The sequence below is a fragment of the Natrinema marinum genome, assembly GCF_024296685.1.
GTDB lineage: Archaea > Halobacteriota > Halobacteria > Halobacteriales > Natrialbaceae > Natrinema > Natrinema marinum.
The window spans coordinates 707,733-722,543 of the sequence record NZ_CP100763.1; the positions used below are offsets into that span (position 1 = coordinate 707,733).

Consider the following 14,811-nt stretch of genomic DNA (forward strand, 5'->3'; position numbering starts at 1 on the left):
TATATAATACCAATTCTATGATGGTGTACGATCGAGGAACTGTGCGGTCGGCGTGACCGAGGCGAAAACGCTCCTGCGATGAAGACAGTCCGAACGCTACCGGCGATCGGACACGGCCGTCCCGGCGCCGAGAGGCCGACCGGACAGTTCCCGACGGCTCAGGATCGAACGTATTCGGCGAAGGTAAAGCCCTCACGCTCGTCTCGAGCCGTTTCCGTCCACGTCTCGCGATCCCAATCCGGGAAGAACGTATCGCCCTCAGGTTCGCGGTGCACCTCCGTCACGATCAGCCGATCGACCGCGGGCAACAACTGTTCGTAGACGGTCGCGCCGCCCGCGACGAAGACCCGATCGGCACCGTCGTGGTGCTCGCGCGCGGCCGTCTCCGCCGCCTCGAGAGCGTCCGCGAGTCCGTGGGCAACCACGGCACCCTCCGGCGTCTCGAGGTTCCGGCTCGTCAGCACCACCGTCGTTCGGCCGGGCAGCGGTTCGCCGAGGGTCTCGAGAATGCCCTCGTAGGTCACTCGGCCCATGATGACGGGGTGGTCCATCGTGGTCTCCTTGAAGTGCTCGAGGTCGGCGGGGATGTGCCACGGCATGTCGCCGTCCTTTCCGATGACGCCGTTGTCGGCGACGGCGACGATGGCGACGAGTTCGCGATCCGTCTCGAGTTCCGGCGGCGTGGCCGCCGTCGCGTCTCGGTCCTCGTCCGCGCTCATTCGGCCACCGCGAATTCGATCCCGTCGTGGGACTCGTAGTCGCGAAGCTCGACGTCCTCGTAGGACAGGTCGTCGATCGAGACATCCGCGACCTCGAGCGTCGGCCGTTCGAGGGGCTCTCGTGAGAGTTGCTCGAGCAGGCCGGGGACGTGATCCAGTCGCTCGTCGCCCTCGGCCTCGGCGGGCGCTTCGGCTTCGAGCCAGGCCTTCACATCAAGATAGTCCGCGCGCGCGTCTGCCTCGGCTAGCCGGGATTGGAGGGCCTCGAGATTGTCGGCGTACCAGTCGCCGCGCGCACCGCGGCCGCAGTAGACGTGGGCGTCGACGACGGTGTGCGCGAAGGTTCCGGGTTCGAAGCCGGTCTGCTGTGCGATGACTTTCGTCAGGAGCGCGTAGGCCGCGATGTTGAACGGGATGCCGAGCGCGGTGTCGCCCGAGCGCTGCGTCAGATGGCAGTTCAGCCGGTCACCCTGCACGTTGAAGACGAAGCTGTAGTGACAGGGCGGTAGCGTCGAAACGGCCGCGTTCGCCGGGTGCCACGCGTTGACCACCAGTCGGCGCGAGTTCGGCGACTCCGAGAGCGTGTCGATCACGTACTGCAACTGATCGAACGTCTGCCGACCGTCGGCCTCTTCGGTGACCCACCGGTGGGCCGCGTCGGGCCAGGTCTCGCCCTCGAGTCGCGCGTCGTCTTCCGGGACCGGGAACCGCCGCCAGAAGCGGCCGTACGCGGTATCCAGCCGACCCTCGTCGTCGGCCCAGGCGTCCCAGATCTTGGTCTCTTCGCGGAGATTTTTGATGTGTTCCTCGCCGGAGAGATACCAGCAGACCTCGTGGAGCATCGAGTTCCAGCGGTAGCCGTCCATCTCCTTCGTCGTCAACAGCGGATACCCCTCCCGCAGATCGACCTCGTAGTGTTCGCTGAACGACGAAATCGTGTCGACGCCGGTCCGATTGGGCTTGTGGGTTCCCGACGAGAGGACCGCGTCGACGAGCTCGAGGTACTGTCGCATTGGGAGTGACGTTCAGAGCGTGTCGGTAAAAGCGTAAGCATTCTTCGGCCCGTAGTCGGCCGGGACTCGGCGTTTCCCGACGGTTATTGCGCCGGCTCCGGATTTTAGTGAACCCGCGTCCCAACTGTCACCGGTGACGCTCGAGCAACTCGTACACGGCCGGCGGGCGAACGCCGCCATCGGGTGGGTGCTGCTGAGCGTCGTGGCGGTTTTCGCCCTCGAGAGCGTGCTAACGGCCACCCTCCTCTGGCGCGCGCTCGCGCTGTTGGTCGTCGTCGCAGCCGCGGTGCCGGCGCTTGCTGCCCGCGACTGGACGGCCATGCTCCCCTGGCCGCTGCTCGCCGTCGCGGGCGTCGGGTACGCCTCCTTCCGTGCGTTCGAACTCCACTCCGAGGAGATCGACGTGCCGTCCGCGTTCCATGGGGTGTTCATCGTCGTCTTCGTCCTCGCGGCCGGCGTCCTCTGGGAAGTCCTCGAGTACGCGCTCGGCGATCTGGTCCCCGTCTACGGCGTCGACGACATCGTCACAGACTTCGTGTTCAACGGGCTCGGCGGGCTGATCGTAGCGATCTGGGGAACCGGCCACGTCGGGGAACTCGTCGACTTCTTTCAGGAGCGACTGCGAGCCGATACCGACCGGTGATCGGATATCGCCAGCGGGAGGACCGACGGGTCGCCCGACGCTCGCGGATAAACGGCTGCACAATCCGGCATCGGGACTATTCCCTACCGGGCCGAACGCTGACACGACCCGAGAGGGCCCTGATTCAGTATGACGGATTCATCACGTTCCAAGACGAGACGCAGGCTGCTTCAGGCAGGTGGGGTGACCGCGGGCGCGCTCGCGGTCGGACTGCCCACGACCGTACTGACACAGGACGGCGACGGTAACGCGGCGGCAAAGCAGTCGGAGAGCGACGACGGGTCCGGCGACACGCCGTTCCGGAACGCCATCGCGACCCGCGAGACGTTCTTCTCCGGGGCAATCTTCAGAGTCGTCTCGCCGGCGCTCGAGTCCGCACCCGTCGTACAGAACCCGGAGGCCGTGCGAGACCACGAGGTCCGCGTTATCGAGTACTTCAACACCAACGAGGAGGGGTACATCTTCGTCCCCCCGGACACTCGAGTCGAGGAGGGGAACGTCTACATCTTCGACGATCTGCTGTCTGACAGAACGGAAGAGGACGTTCCAGCGCCGGGCCTCATCACGGTCGAGTTCCGGCCACTCAGAGAACAGAACCTCCCCTTCGAATACGACGCGGCCGAGGACTTCGAGCTACTGGGCGACGGTGGCGGCGAGGCGGCCGTCCGTCCCGACGACTTCTACTCGGAGGCGCTGTTCGAGATCACCTCGGGTGCGCAGGGGTGGGTCCCGCCGGACATCGAACAGAGCGGCCTGTTCACAGACTACAACACCGTCCACGCCAGATACCTCGGCACGAATCAGCGGTTCCTCCTCTTCGCACAGGAGGCCGCTGTGACGGAGACGGGGGCGCTCTACGTGATGCGCGACGACTCGGAGATCTTCGATCCGGCGGGGAACCTCGTCGCCGCCGAGTTCACCCCCGTCGACGAGGAGAGCCTCACCTTCGACGACGACTTCCTCCGATAACGCGGCGGTAACGTCCACCGGCCGGTTCCGACCGCTCTCCTCCTCGAGCAAGCGTCGTACTATCCACGAACGTGGATACTTCCGCCCGAAGAAAAAGCAACGCTTACAGGTTCGTGCGTTCCGCTGTCGAGTATGCGAGAACACGTCCTGTTGGTCGGGGGTGGCGGCCGCGAACACGCCATCGCCCGCGCGCTCGCGGACAGCGAGGCCGACCTCTACGCCTGCGCCGGCAACAAAAACCCCGGCATCGCCCGCATCGCGACCGGATTCGAGACGCTCGAGACGACCGATCCCGAAGCGGTCGTCGACTACGCCGAGACCGTCGACGCGACCATCGCCGTCATCGGCCCCGAAGCGCCGCTGGAGGCCGGCGTCGCCGACGCGCTCGAAGCCGCAGGCGTCTACGCCTTCGGGCCGAAGGAAGACGACGCCCGCATCGAGACGGACAAGGCCTTCCAGCGCCGGTTCATGGAGGAACACGACATCCCCGGCTGCCCCGATTTCGAAACGTTCGACGACATGGAGGCCGCCTGTGAGTTCATCGACGACTACGACGGCGACCTCGCTATCAAGCCCGCCGGACTGACCGGCGGCAAGGGCGTCAAGGTCATCGGCGATCAGGTCACCGCCGAGGAAGGGAAGGAGTACATCCGCGACTCGGACTACGACCGGATCGTCTTGGAAGAACGACTCATCGGCGAGGAGTTCACCGTGCAGGCGTTCGTCGCCAACGGCGAGTTCAGCACCGCCCCCGCGGTGCAAGACCACAAGCGCGCCTACGAGGGCGACGAAGGCCCCAACACCGGCGGGATGGGCAGCTACTCCGACGCGACGAACGAACTGCCCTTCATGACCGCCGCGGATTACGACGACGCCGTCTCGATCATCGAAGCCACCGTCGACGCCCTCGAGGACTACCGCGGGATCCTCTACGGCCAGTTCATGCTGACCGAGACCGGCCCGCGCGTCGTCGAGTTCAACGCCCGCTTCGGCGACCCCGAGGCGATGAACACGCTGCCGGTGCTCGAGACGGACTTCCTCGACGTGCTCACCGCCGCCCGCGACGGCGAGGCCCCGCCGGAACTCGAATTCGCCTCCCAGGCGACGGTCTGCAAGTACGCCGTCCCGGAGGGATATCCGACCGATCCCGAAGCCGGCGCCAAGGTGCAGGTCGACGAGGAGAGCGCCGGCGACGCTCTGCTGTATTACGCCAGCGTCGACGAGCGCGACGACGGCATCTACACGACGACCTCCAGGTCGTTCGCGCTGGTCGGCGTCGCCGACTCGATCGACGAGGCCGAGGAGATCGCCGAAGACGCGCTCGCGGTCGCCGGCGAGGAGGGACTGCACGTCCGCCACGACATCGGCAAAGCGGACCTCGTCCAGCGTCGGATCGATCACGTGAACGAGCTTCGCGGCGAGTAGCGGTCGGTCGTCGGCACCGGCCAGCGCGCTCGGCCCGCCGTCGCTCGTTCTCCGTGTTCTACGCCGCGTCACCGACCGCTTCGATCGCCTCGAGCAACACCTCTACCCCTAGTCTGAGCTCCCGTTCGGTCACGTCCAGCGGCGGGAGCAGGCGCAGCGTTTTGTAGCCACAGCCGAGCGTCAGCAGCCCACGGTTGAACGCGCCCTCGAGGACGTCGTCTCGTCGCGCTTTCGTATCGAACTCGACGCCGAGCATCAGTCCGCGACCGCGGACGTCGACCACGCCGGGCGCGTCGCCGTCGTCGACGGCGTCCTCGAGTCGGGCCCGAAGCTGTCGGCCGCGTTCACGGACGGTCGCGAGCAGGTTCTCCTCGTGGATGACGTCGATCGTGAGCACGCCCGCCATCGCGGCGAGGAGGTCGCCGGCACCCCACGTCGAGGAGAGGCGGCCCCGATCAGTGGGGAAGACATCGGAACGCGAGATCGTCGCGCCCACGCGGAGGCCTTTCCCGCTCGCGATCACGTCCGGAGTGAGATCGAGGTGATCGACGGCCCAGAACTCGCCCGTCCGGCCCACGCCCGACTGAATTTCGTCGGCGATGATTCGAAGGTCGTACGCTTCGCGCAGCGCCTCGAGGTCGCGCGCGAACTCGGGATGGGCGACCCGGTAGCCCCCCTCTCCCTGAATCGGCTCGAGGATGAGGTAGGCGACCTCGTCGGGGTCGATCACGCCGCGGTCGGGGTGGAGCGCGTCGGCGACGACGTTGCCGCCGGGGCCGTCGGTCAGCCAGCGGGTCTCGTAGGCTTCGTCGGTCGACGGGTAGGAGACGCTGACGACGCCCGGAATCTCGGGGAAGCCGCTGCGGTGGACGGCCTTCGACCGGTTGAGCGAGAGCGCGCCGAGCGTCCGGCCGTGGAAGGCTCCATCGAAGGTGAACGCGCGGTGGCCGCCCGCGGCGTAGCAGATCTTGATGGCGTTCTCGACGGCCTCCGCGCCGGAGTTCGAGAGGAAGACCCGATCCATGTCGTAGCGGTCGGCCACCGCGACCAGCCGGTCCATCAACTGCGTCGGGCCGGGGAAGTCGGGGTCGTCCGGCGGCCCGCCGCCGCTGACGTAGAAGTCCTGGCCCGCGATCTTCTCCGGATCGACGGGATCGAACGCGCGGAGCTTCTCACGGATCGTCGGGTTGTTGTAGCCCAGCGGCGCTGCCGCGACGTGACTCGTGAAATCGAGCAGGACGTTGCCGTCGACGTCGGTACAGAACGGGCCGACCGCCTCGCCGCCGGCGTCCCAGACGAACTCGTAGACGTACGTACTCGGCGCGGACAACTGGTGGTGGTAGTCGACCCACTCGCGCGCTCGCTCGCCGGGCAGGGTGTCGACCCGAGGCTCGGCCGTTGCTCGGTCCATACGATAGCTTCGACCGTCGGCGGGTAAAGTTACTGACCGCTATACGACGACGATCACCGACGCTACCGCGCCGCCGACCAGGAGGATCGTGCTGTAGGCGGCGACCCGATTCCGGAAGCCGTCGTCCGACGAGGTCGCTGCCAGCAGCGCCTTGACGACGATGCTCGAGACGGTCGCGAGCAGAATAGCCAGCGTCGCCTCCGCCGGTCCGAGCTGGCCACCGCGGTAGAGGACGACCGCCGAGGTGGTCGCACCCGCACTCGAAACGAAGCCGCTGGCGACCGCCGTGGCGTAAAAGCCCAGCGTTCCGAACCAGGTCTCGGCCAGCGACCCGAAGACGAGGACCACGAGGAAGACGGCCCCGAACGCGAGCGCGTTGCGCAGCGAGAACGGGCTCTCGAGGTCCATCGGCCCGGTCTCGCCCCAGTCTGCGGTGAGCGCGGCGACGGCGAACGCGAGGAGGATGACCGCCCCCAGCGGGGCGATCGCCTCGACGAGGATGTCGGTGTCGTTGCCGGCCGTGAAGCCGACCGCGATCGCGAGGTTTCGGGCGGCCATCGCGGCGTTGGCGAGTAAGATCGCAGCGACGGCGTAGGAGGCCGCCTCGGGTCGCTGGTCGACGTGGTCCAACATCGTCCCGACGACGGCCGTCGAGGAGGCCAACCCGCCGAAGAAGCCGGTGATCGCGATGCCGCGTCCGCCGTAGGTCGAGACGATCGCGTAGTTGGCGATGCCGATCCCCGCGACGGCGACGACCATCAGCCAGATGACCTGCGGCTCGAGCGGAATGGCAATCCCGGCGAATTCGACCGTCGTCTCGGCCGGCAACAGCGGGTAGATGACGAACGCGAGGATGGCGAACTCCGTCGTCGAGCGCATCTCTTCGTGGGAGAGCCCCCACGCAAACTCGTGGAGTTCGCGCTTCAAGACGAGCAACAGCGACGAGAGGACGGCGACGGTCACCCCCTCGAGGATGAAGCCGACGGTAACGAGAATGCCGACGCCGTAAGCGACGAGCATCGAGACGGAGGTCGTCAGCGAGAGTCCCGCCTCGCCCTCGCTCATGAGTCCCTGAACGGCCAGCAACACGCCTTGAGAGATCACGAGCACGCCGCCAAGCACCAGCAGACTCTCGCCGATTACGGTGTCCGATTCGGTGACGAGGACGGTGAAAACGGACGCGAGCAGGCTGATGAGCGAGAACGTCCGGATGCCGGCGGACTTCTGGGACCACTCGCGCTCGAGGCCGAGGAACATCCCCAGCGCACCCGCAAGCGCCATCCGGACGACCGTCTCCTCCAGCGGCGCGTCGCCGAGTTGCAGTACGACCTCGTTCACTTCCGGAGATTCACTGTGGGCGCATATAAGCGACCCGCCGGCGACACTGACCGGTCGCCCCGCCTCGTCTCGAGGGCCCCGCGGCGGGCGACGGCTCTCGTCGGGGAGATCGAACAGGCGAGGACCGAACGAACACCGACTGTCCGATGTAGCTGTAGCGATCACCGAGCAGAACGAGTCGTCTTACAGGTCGACGTACTGAGACTCCCACTCGCGGCGCGCCTCGAGTTCGCGACGGCCGCGGCGGGTGAGCGTGTAGAAGTTCGTCCGACGGTCGCGCCGCCCCTTCTCGACCAGTCCCTTGTCGACGAGCGTGTCGAGGTTCGGATAGAGCCGGCCGTGATGGATCTCCTTCTCGTAGTACTGCTCGAGTTCTTCTTTGATCGCCAGTCCGTGCGGTTCCTCCTCGCCAGCGATGACGTAGAGCAAGTCACGCTGAAATCCTGTCAGGTCGTACATTGGGAAAGTACCAATCTCACTTACTGTCGAATTTTAATAAGGCTATCGGGTTGTTTCGATCGAAAGAGCGCTATTACCATCGAGACGGCTCGTTTCGAGCGTGAGGGACTCATAACGGCAGTGACGGTTCGTCAGGCGGATCTCACATAATGAGCTGTTCATGTTTACAGTACAGCTATTTCATTTCGGCACGATTATATACTCGGCTGTCTCCGCGTCGTCCGCTCGCGGTGCAAACGAGAACGTTTCGCTACGCACAACTAGTACTTATTCGAAACAGGAAAGCAGATCGCGTGACGGAAAAGTGTCACGCGATCGCTTGCCGCCCTGAATTGGTCCCCGCTGACGCTTCGGCCCTCCAAGCGAAGCGTCACGTGGAAGATTTCGCTGGTAGGACTTAAAGGTAACGACAGCGCGTCGGCCGCAAGGCGTTTCTGCAGCCGATCAGATGTGCTCTTCTTCGAGCACCCAGCCGAGCGCGCGCCTGTAGTAAGTAAACATCTCTCTGACGCCCTCGTGGCGCATCTCGTCGCTTTCAAGATTTTCTTTGAGGAACTCGTACTGCTCGCGGATTTCTTCTTCGTCGCGCATACCCCACACTATCGACCGAAGGGGGAAAAAAGTCGCTACGCAGCCGCGCGGGCGATCGGCGGCCGCTCGAGTCAGCGATTGTTACCGACCGTTTCGCTCGGGAATGTCACGGTTTCGGCCACGAAACGGACTGCGAACCGCGAGCAATACGGCGAGAGTCAGCGCACTTACTGTTCCTGCGGCGGTCACGAACGTCCGTCGGTTCAGCCGTTGCTGGGACAGATTCTTCGATCGGACGGTCAGACTGGTTGCAACGTGGCCTCCACGTGCGATCCGTAATCACCTATTGAACGAGCTACAGAATCCGATGACGATCATCGGTTCCGTCTCGTCGACCGATCACCGCTTCCTCGCTCGGAGTAGCGTTGATGTCGCGGGGGCGAGGCAGGATATGTCCGGAGCGGGCCACTCCGGTGGGACTTTTTGTATCCCCCGCCGTAGCTATCGGCATGAAAATCCGGGGTGAGCGCGAGTGTCAGGAATGTGGGACGCGCTGGTCGTACTACGAGACGGGGAGCGTCGGCTGTCCGGCCTGCGGGAGCCTTCGGAGCGTCGGGGTCGACGAGCGCACCGAACACACCGATCTGCAGGTGGCGTTCGATCTCACCCCCGTCCGGAACGCGATCGACGAGATCGACACCGACGACCTCGCAGAACGCGCCCGCGACCGCTGTCGCGAGTACATCCGCCGGCGCGGCTTCGTTAACGCGGGCACCCTCCGCGATCTCGATGACCCCTACCTCGCCGCGACCGAACTCCTCCACGTCGCCGACATCGTCGCCCGCGAAATCCGGCTCGAGGACCGCGAAGAGCTCTACTTCCTCGCACTGCTGCGCGATGCCGATCAGGGGGATCGGCCGCCCGCCGAGGAAGTGCCCCGAACGCTGCAGGCCGCCCGCGGACTCGCCTACGCGAACGCGGTCCGCGAGTACCGTCGCGACGTACGCACCTGGGCCGAGGACCGCGACCTGACCGCCAGCGAACGGGGTGCCCTCGAGACGCTCGGCGAGCACGTCAAGCGCATTCGAATGCTCGACGGCGACGTCGAGCCGAGGATCGCCGATCGTCTCGTCGAAGCGACGCGCGACCTGGCGAACGGCCTGCGCGGCGACGAGTTCGCGTTCTCGCAGGCTCAAGAACGGCTCGACGCCCTCGAGTTCGATTCGACCGAGTGAGAACGAGCCGCCGCGACGGGACGAAAATAGGGTGTCGTGTTCGACTCAGGGGAGGTCGACGTCGATGCCTTCCTGCAGGCTCGCGGCTTTGACCGTGTTATAGAGCAACATCGCGCGGGTCATCGGGCCGACGCCGCCGGGAACGGGCGTGATCGCGCTGGCTTTCGCCTCGGCGCTCTCGTACTCCACGTCGCCGACGAGTTCGTACCCCTTCTCGGTGTCGGCGTCGACGCGGTTGACGCCCACGTCGATGACGACCGTTCCCTCGGAGAGCATCGAGCCGTCGACGAGTTCGGGGACGCCGACGGCCGCAACGACGATGTCCGCGCGACAGGTCTTCTCGGCGAGGTCCTCGGTTCGGGAGTGACAGACCGTCACGGTCGCGTTCCCGTCGTCTTCCTTCTGGATCAGGAGGTTCGCAAGGGGCTTCCCGACGATGTCCGAGCGGCCGACGATCGTCACGTCCTTGCCCTCGGTGTCGACGCCGGTGGACTCGAGCAGCTTCTGGACCCCGTGGGGCGTGCAGGGACGGAAGCGGGCGTCGCCGGCGACGAGGCGACCGACGTTCTCGGGGTGGAAGCCGTCGACGTCCTTCGCGGGGTCGACCCGGCGGATCACGTCGCGGTAGTCGACGTGGTCCGGGACCGGTGCCTGGACGATGTAACCGTGTATATCGTCGTTCTCGTTGAGGTCCGCGATGGCGTCGTAGAGGTCCTCGGGCGGCGCGTCGCCGTCGACGTCGACGTGGTGGCTCTCGATGCCGACCTCCTCGCAGTCGCGCTGTTTCATGTTCACGTAGGTCTGGCTCGCCGGGTCGTCGCCCATGAGGACGGTCGCCAGGCCCGGCCGCGCGCCCGCGTCGGCCAGCGTCTCGATCGCGTCCGTCAAACCGTCTCGAATATCGCTCGCGACGGCGTTGCCGTCGATGATCTCGGTCATTACTCGAGTGGGCGGCCGCGAGGCTCATTAATCCCCGGATTCGTGCCCAGAACGGTCCTCGGCGGACGGTAAATATACACGTCCGTGGATAGCCTCACTCAGAGGCGGTCGTCAAGGTGCGCGCCGATGGCATCGACGAAACAATATCATGTATACCATACGAACCTATCTGCCGACAAATTGGGACTCAACACGTTCCCCGTGGCTACGATGTGGCCGATATCGCACGTCTGCGGTGACGGCTACCGCTCGAGTACCCAGTCACAGTCGAGGACGGTACCGGTCGAACGCGTAGACATGCGTGGCGAGACGACCAACCAATGCAACAGGCGCGTGCCGGTGAGTGCTAGGGGCCGACCGGCGTCCGATCCCGGTCAGAAGCGAGTCGAAACGAGGGTCCGCGTCGCTACTCGTAGAGGGGGTTCTCGTCACAGAGTGTCGCGACGTCGGCGCGAACCTCCTCGATGACTCCCTCGTCGTCGGGGCTGTCGACGACGCGAGCGATCAGGTCGCCGACTTTTCGACAGTCGTCCTCGTCGAAGCCCCGCGTGGTCAGCGCCGGCGTCCCGGCGCGGATGCCGCTGGGGTTGAACGGCGAGCGCGTCTCGCCCGGTACCGTGTTCCCGTTGAGGACGATGCCGGCGTCCTCGAGCGCCTCCTCGGCGTCGCCGCCGGTCGTGTCGGGGTGGCTCTCCCGGAGGTCGACGAGCACGAGGTGGTTGTCGGTGCCGCCGGAAACCAGCGAGAGGCCGTTCTCCGACAGGGACTCGCCGAGCGCTCGCGCGTTCGCGACGGTCTGCTCGGCGTAGTCCTCGAACTCGGGCTCGAGGGCTTCCTTGAACCCGACGGCCTTGCCGGCGACGTTGTGCATGAGCGGACCGCCCTGGCCGCCGGGGAAGACGGCGGCGTCGATGTCGTCGGCGTACTCCTCGTCGCACATGACGATACCGCCCCGGCCCGAGCGGATGGTCTTGTGCGTCGAGCCCGTGACGAAGTCGGCGACGCCGACCGGCGAGGGGTGGACGCCCGCGGCCACGAGGCCCGTGATGTGGGCGATGTCCGCGAGGTGGAGCGCGTCGACATCGTCGACGACGGCCTGAATGCGCTCCCACTCGATCTCGCGTGGGTACGCGGAGTAGCCCGAGACGACGATATCGGGATCGAACTCGGCGGCGTGCTCCGCGAGGGCCTCGTAGTCGAGATAGCCCGTCTCGGGGTCGACCTCGTACTGCTCGACCTCGTAGAGCTGCCCGGTGAAGTTCGCCGGATGACCGTGGCTCAGGTGGCCGCCGTGGTTGAGATCTAAGGAAAGGATCTTGTCGCCGGGCTCGAGCATCGCGAAATACACGGCTTGGTTGGCCTGCGTGCCCGAATGGGGCTGGACGTTGACGTGTTCCGCGCCGAACAGCTCCGTCGCGCGGTCGATCGCGAGTTCCTCGACCTCGTCGGCGTACTCACAGCCGCCGTAGTAGCGCTCGCCGGGATACCCCTCCGCGTACTTGTTCGTCAGGGCGCTGCCCTGTGCATCGAGGACGGCCTCGCTGACGTGGTTCTCGCTGGCGATCATCTGCAGCGTTTCCCGCTGGCGGTCTACCTCGCCCTCGAGGGCGTCTGCGACGGCGGGATCGACCTCGCGAACCTGGTCGTGGTTCATGTTCGAACTGCGGTCTGGCGGCTGCATAAGTGTACCCGTCTTCGGCAAGTCGAGCCACTATCGCCGGGCGGTTTCGGACCGATCGTCCGTGGGCGATTTCGTGCCGCCGACTGACCACGCCCCGATACAACTAACTTGTCCGAGTGACATTCAACCAACGAATGATCGAGTGGGCGGTAGACGGCGACACCCTCCACGTCACCGACGCAGATAACGCGGAGCTGACGGTCACCGGTGATGGGTTCGCCGTCGACGGCTCCGGCGTCGACATCCCGCGCCCGGCCGACGAGACGGTCGTCGTGACGGCCACCGAGCTTCGGTTTCCGCACGCGGTCGTCTACGCGTTCTCGCTCGGACTCGAAGACCAGTACGAACTCGATCCCAACGGGGACCCTCTCTCGCTGTCGCCCGGCGAGTACGTGATCGACATCGACACGGAGATCAAGGCCTACCTCCGCTTTTCCGGTGCAGCGCGGATCGAAAAGACCGACGGCTACGAGGAGATCGTCGTCTCCTTTCCAGACCGAACGCGCGTCATCCTCGGGCTTCGGTGCCGTCACGAGTTCCCCGCGGGGACGATCACCGTCCCCGACTCCCCGTCGGCGATCGCCGACGCCATCACGCACATGGCCGCCTCCCACAAGACGGAGAGCCCCGACCGCTCGTATCCCACGCTTCGGGGTCATCCCTCCCTGCTCGAGCACGGTGACGAGCTCGAGATTCCCGACTGTATCCGCTCCGATACGCCCGACCACGGGATCGAACTGGTCGTCCCACCCGACTACGAATCGCTGTTCGTGACCGCGCCGCTCGCGTACTACCTCCAGGCAACCGTGCGAACGACTGACGAGGCCTTCGGCAACCGATCTCGCGCGCGGGCCGACGAGTCCCGGCCTCGTCTCCGGCTCCCGGCACACGCGATCGAGGAGCCTCTCTCTCCGATGCCCGATCTGGAGCGCGACGTCGAGCGGCTGCTCCGGAAGACGTTCTTCCTCGACTGCCTCGTCCGCAACGCCGGGCCCTACGGCACGTTGCTCTCCGAACTCAGTCTGCTCGAGGCGCTGGGCCTCGACGCAGACCCGCTCTACGAAGCCTCCCCGCAGGACCGACTCGCGGCCTACCTCGACGTGCCCTACGCGGCGATCAAACACCGACTCCCCGACTGGCATCTCTCGACGTACGTCGCCCCCGAGTACGACAGCCTCGAGACGCTTCCGTTCCTGCTCGACCGGCTGAGCATGATTTACACGCCGCGAACGTCCGAGCTCGAGGGCAGAGAACTGGTCGAGCGCTCGCTCGAGGACTTCTATCGGGGGGCTGATCCCGTCCCCAGAGCCGGCCCGCAGCCGCCGCGTATCGACAGGGCCACCGGACAGGTCGCCTCCGTCGACATCGTCAAACCGGACCTCCGAAGCGGGCGCACCCACGGCTGGCTCGCCGACGGCGTTCCGATCGACGTCTTCAAATCCGCCCCGGAGGCGTATCACAATCGCCTCGACTTCCTCGGAGGGGCGAGCGATTCCACCTCGATCTGCGTCGTCCTCAACGATCCCGAGATGGCCGGCGAACACGACCACGTCGCGGAGATCTACCGCCAGCGCTCCGAGGAACTCACGCTCGATCTCACCGTCGAGGAGTCACTCGGAACCGCGGCGCTCGCCCGCGTCTTCGAGACGGATCACGATTTCGTCCACTACATCGGTCACTGCGAAACTGACGGGCTTCGCTGTCCCGACGGCACGCTCGCGGCCTCGAGCCTCGATCGCTGTAACGTCCAGACGTTCTTCCTCAACGCCTGTGGCTCCTTCTACGAAGGGATGCAACTGATCGAGAAAGGGAGCGTCGCGGGTGCGGTCACCTTTACCAAGGTCCTGAACGACCACGCGGTCAAGGTCGGATCGACGTTCGCCAAGCTGCTGGTCCACGGCTTCAGCATCGAGCGCGCGATGGCGCTCGCACGCAGACGCATCATGATGGGAAAAGATTACGCCGTCGTCGGGGACGGCACGCACTCGCTGACCCAGGCCGAGAGCCGGCTCCCGACGACAGCGACGCTCGAGGAACTCGACGAGGACGGGGACGAACGGCGGTTCTTGTTGACGCTGGACTGTTTTTCGACGCGCGTGACCGGCTCGTACTACTTCCCACACACCGAGCACAACGAGTACGCCCATCTCTGTGGAAACGAGTCGAGCTTCACGCTGACAGAGCCGGAGCTAGCGACGATGTTCAAAGAAACCGAAGCGTCCGTGATCTACGACGGCGACATCTACTGGTCGAAAGAACTGTGGTCGCGGTTCGACCAGTAACTCAGGGTCCGCCGTACGTGCTCACTCGCTTCGCTCGCACCGCGAATCGTCGCGTCGGGCGGTCGAATTCCGCCTTGGCCCGTGCGCTGTCGACCAACTCGTGAACGACCCACCGCAGTCGGTTGTGTCGAACACCCATACGATACTGTAATAACACGTTCCCGGT

13 protein-coding genes are annotated in these 14,811 nt (G+C 65.6%); 5 read left to right on the plus strand and 8 right to left on the minus strand.

Annotated elements, in window-relative coordinates; genetic code table 11:
• Nucleotides 1-158 precede the first annotated feature (158 nt).
• The gene (locus tag NKH51_RS03555; RefSeq protein WP_254763877.1) at nt 159-719 is read right to left on the minus strand and encodes a dihydrofolate reductase; all 561 of its coding nucleotides are present in this window, start codon (nt 717-719) and stop codon (nt 159-161) included.
• Nucleotides 716-1,732 carry a thymidylate synthase gene (thyA, locus tag NKH51_RS03560; RefSeq protein WP_254763878.1) on the minus strand — a complete coding sequence of 339 codons (1,017 nt, stop codon included), beginning with the start codon at nt 1,730-1,732 and terminating at the stop codon, nt 716-718. Before thyA ends, NKH51_RS03555 begins: the two co-directional genes overlap by 4 nt.
• A 133-nt stretch (nt 1,733-1,865) precedes the next feature.
• Between thyA and NKH51_RS03565 the strand changes: the two genes are divergently transcribed.
• The 3 genes from NKH51_RS03565 (at nt 1,866) to purD (ending at nt 4,769) form a co-directional block, all read left to right on the plus strand.
• Nucleotides 1,866-2,375, plus strand: a complete 510-nt coding sequence (locus NKH51_RS03565; RefSeq protein ID WP_254763879.1) for a DUF2238 domain-containing protein — start codon at nt 1,866-1,868, stop codon at nt 2,373-2,375.
• Between the two features lie 129 nt (nt 2,376-2,504).
• The gene (locus tag NKH51_RS03570) at nt 2,505-3,344 is read left to right on the plus strand and encodes a hypothetical protein (protein WP_254763880.1); all 840 of its coding nucleotides are present in this window, start codon (nt 2,505-2,507) and stop codon (nt 3,342-3,344) included.
• 132 nt (nt 3,345-3,476) lie between these two features.
• Entirely contained in the window at nt 3,477-4,769 is a 1,293-nt protein-coding gene (purD, locus tag NKH51_RS03575; protein WP_254763881.1) for a phosphoribosylamine--glycine ligase, read from the plus strand.
• Between the two features lie 58 nt (nt 4,770-4,827).
• On the opposite strand, the gene NKH51_RS03580 is transcribed toward purD, so the two are convergent.
• From NKH51_RS03580 to NKH51_RS03595, 4 genes are all read right to left on the minus strand, one after another.
• Entirely contained in the window at nt 4,828-6,180 is a 1,353-nt protein-coding gene (locus tag NKH51_RS03580; RefSeq protein WP_254763882.1) for an aminotransferase class III-fold pyridoxal phosphate-dependent enzyme, read from the minus strand.
• A 39-nt stretch (nt 6,181-6,219) separates the two neighbouring features.
• Entirely contained in the window at nt 6,220-7,518 is a 1,299-nt protein-coding gene (locus NKH51_RS03585) for an MgtC/SapB family protein (RefSeq protein ID WP_254763883.1), read from the minus strand.
• Between the two features lie 183 nt (nt 7,519-7,701).
• Nucleotides 7,702-7,977: a PadR family transcriptional regulator gene (locus tag NKH51_RS03590; RefSeq protein ID WP_247000255.1), complete on the minus strand. Its 276-nt coding sequence runs from the start codon at nt 7,975-7,977 to the stop codon at nt 7,702-7,704.
• 444 nt (nt 7,978-8,421) lie between these two features.
• Entirely contained in the window at nt 8,422-8,568 is a 147-nt protein-coding gene (locus NKH51_RS03595) for a hypothetical protein (RefSeq protein ID WP_254763884.1), read from the minus strand.
• 449 nt (nt 8,569-9,017) lie between these two features.
• Here NKH51_RS03595 and NKH51_RS03600 point away from each other — a divergent pair, with 449 nt between their 5' ends.
• Nucleotides 9,018-9,743, plus strand: a complete 726-nt coding sequence (locus NKH51_RS03600) for a DUF7117 family protein (RefSeq protein ID WP_254763885.1) — start codon at nt 9,018-9,020, stop codon at nt 9,741-9,743.
• Nucleotides 9,744-9,788: 45 nt separating this feature from the next.
• Here the strand turns inward: NKH51_RS03600 and NKH51_RS03605 are convergent, their stop codons facing one another.
• Together NKH51_RS03605 and glyA are read right to left on the minus strand one after the other, a co-directional pair.
• Nucleotides 9,789-10,682: a bifunctional methylenetetrahydrofolate dehydrogenase/methenyltetrahydrofolate cyclohydrolase gene (locus NKH51_RS03605; protein ID WP_254763886.1), complete on the minus strand. Its 894-nt coding sequence runs from the start codon at nt 10,680-10,682 to the stop codon at nt 9,789-9,791.
• A gap of 406 nt (nt 10,683-11,088) precedes the next feature.
• Nucleotides 11,089-12,336 (minus strand): serine hydroxymethyltransferase, encoded by a 1,248-nt coding sequence (gene glyA, locus NKH51_RS03610; protein WP_254763887.1) that lies wholly within the window; start codon nt 12,334-12,336, stop codon nt 11,089-11,091.
• 161 nt (nt 12,337-12,497) lie between these two features.
• Here glyA and NKH51_RS03615 point away from each other — a divergent pair, with 161 nt between their 5' ends.
• Nucleotides 12,498-14,645 carry a hypothetical protein gene (locus tag NKH51_RS03615; protein ID WP_254763888.1) on the plus strand — a complete coding sequence of 716 codons (2,148 nt, stop codon included), beginning with the start codon at nt 12,498-12,500 and terminating at the stop codon, nt 14,643-14,645.
• Nucleotides 14,646-14,811: the final 166 nt, after the last annotated feature.

Excerpts from the sequence above, each read along its gene's own strand:
- NKH51_RS03555 (WP_254763877.1), bottom strand. The coding sequence starts at position 719 with ATGAGCGCGGACGAGGACCGAGACGCGACGGCGGCCACGCCGCCGGAA.
- thyA (WP_254763878.1), bottom strand. The coding sequence starts at position 1,732 with ATGCGACAGTACCTCGAGCTCGTCGACGCGGTCCTCTCGTCGGGAACC.
- NKH51_RS03570 (WP_254763880.1), top strand. The coding sequence starts at position 2,505 with ATGACGGATTCATCACGTTCCAAGACGAGACGCAGGCTGCTTCAGGCA.
- purD (WP_254763881.1), top strand. The coding sequence starts at position 3,477 with ATGCGAGAACACGTCCTGTTGGTCGGGGGTGGCGGCCGCGAACACGCC.
- NKH51_RS03580 (WP_254763882.1), bottom strand. The coding sequence starts at position 6,180 with ATGGACCGAGCAACGGCCGAGCCTCGGGTCGACACCCTGCCCGGCGAG.
- NKH51_RS03590 (WP_247000255.1), bottom strand. The coding sequence starts at position 7,977 with ATGTACGACCTGACAGGATTTCAGCGTGACTTGCTCTACGTCATCGCT.
- NKH51_RS03595 (WP_254763884.1), bottom strand. The coding sequence starts at position 8,568 with ATGCGCGACGAAGAAGAAATCCGCGAGCAGTACGAGTTCCTCAAAGAA.
- NKH51_RS03600 (WP_254763885.1), top strand. The coding sequence starts at position 9,018 with ATGAAAATCCGGGGTGAGCGCGAGTGTCAGGAATGTGGGACGCGCTGG.
- NKH51_RS03605 (WP_254763886.1), bottom strand. The coding sequence starts at position 10,682 with ATGACCGAGATCATCGACGGCAACGCCGTCGCGAGCGATATTCGAGAC.
- glyA (WP_254763887.1), bottom strand. The coding sequence starts at position 12,336 with ATGAACCACGACCAGGTTCGCGAGGTCGATCCCGCCGTCGCAGACGCC.
- NKH51_RS03615 (WP_254763888.1), top strand. The coding sequence starts at position 12,498 with ATGATCGAGTGGGCGGTAGACGGCGACACCCTCCACGTCACCGACGCA.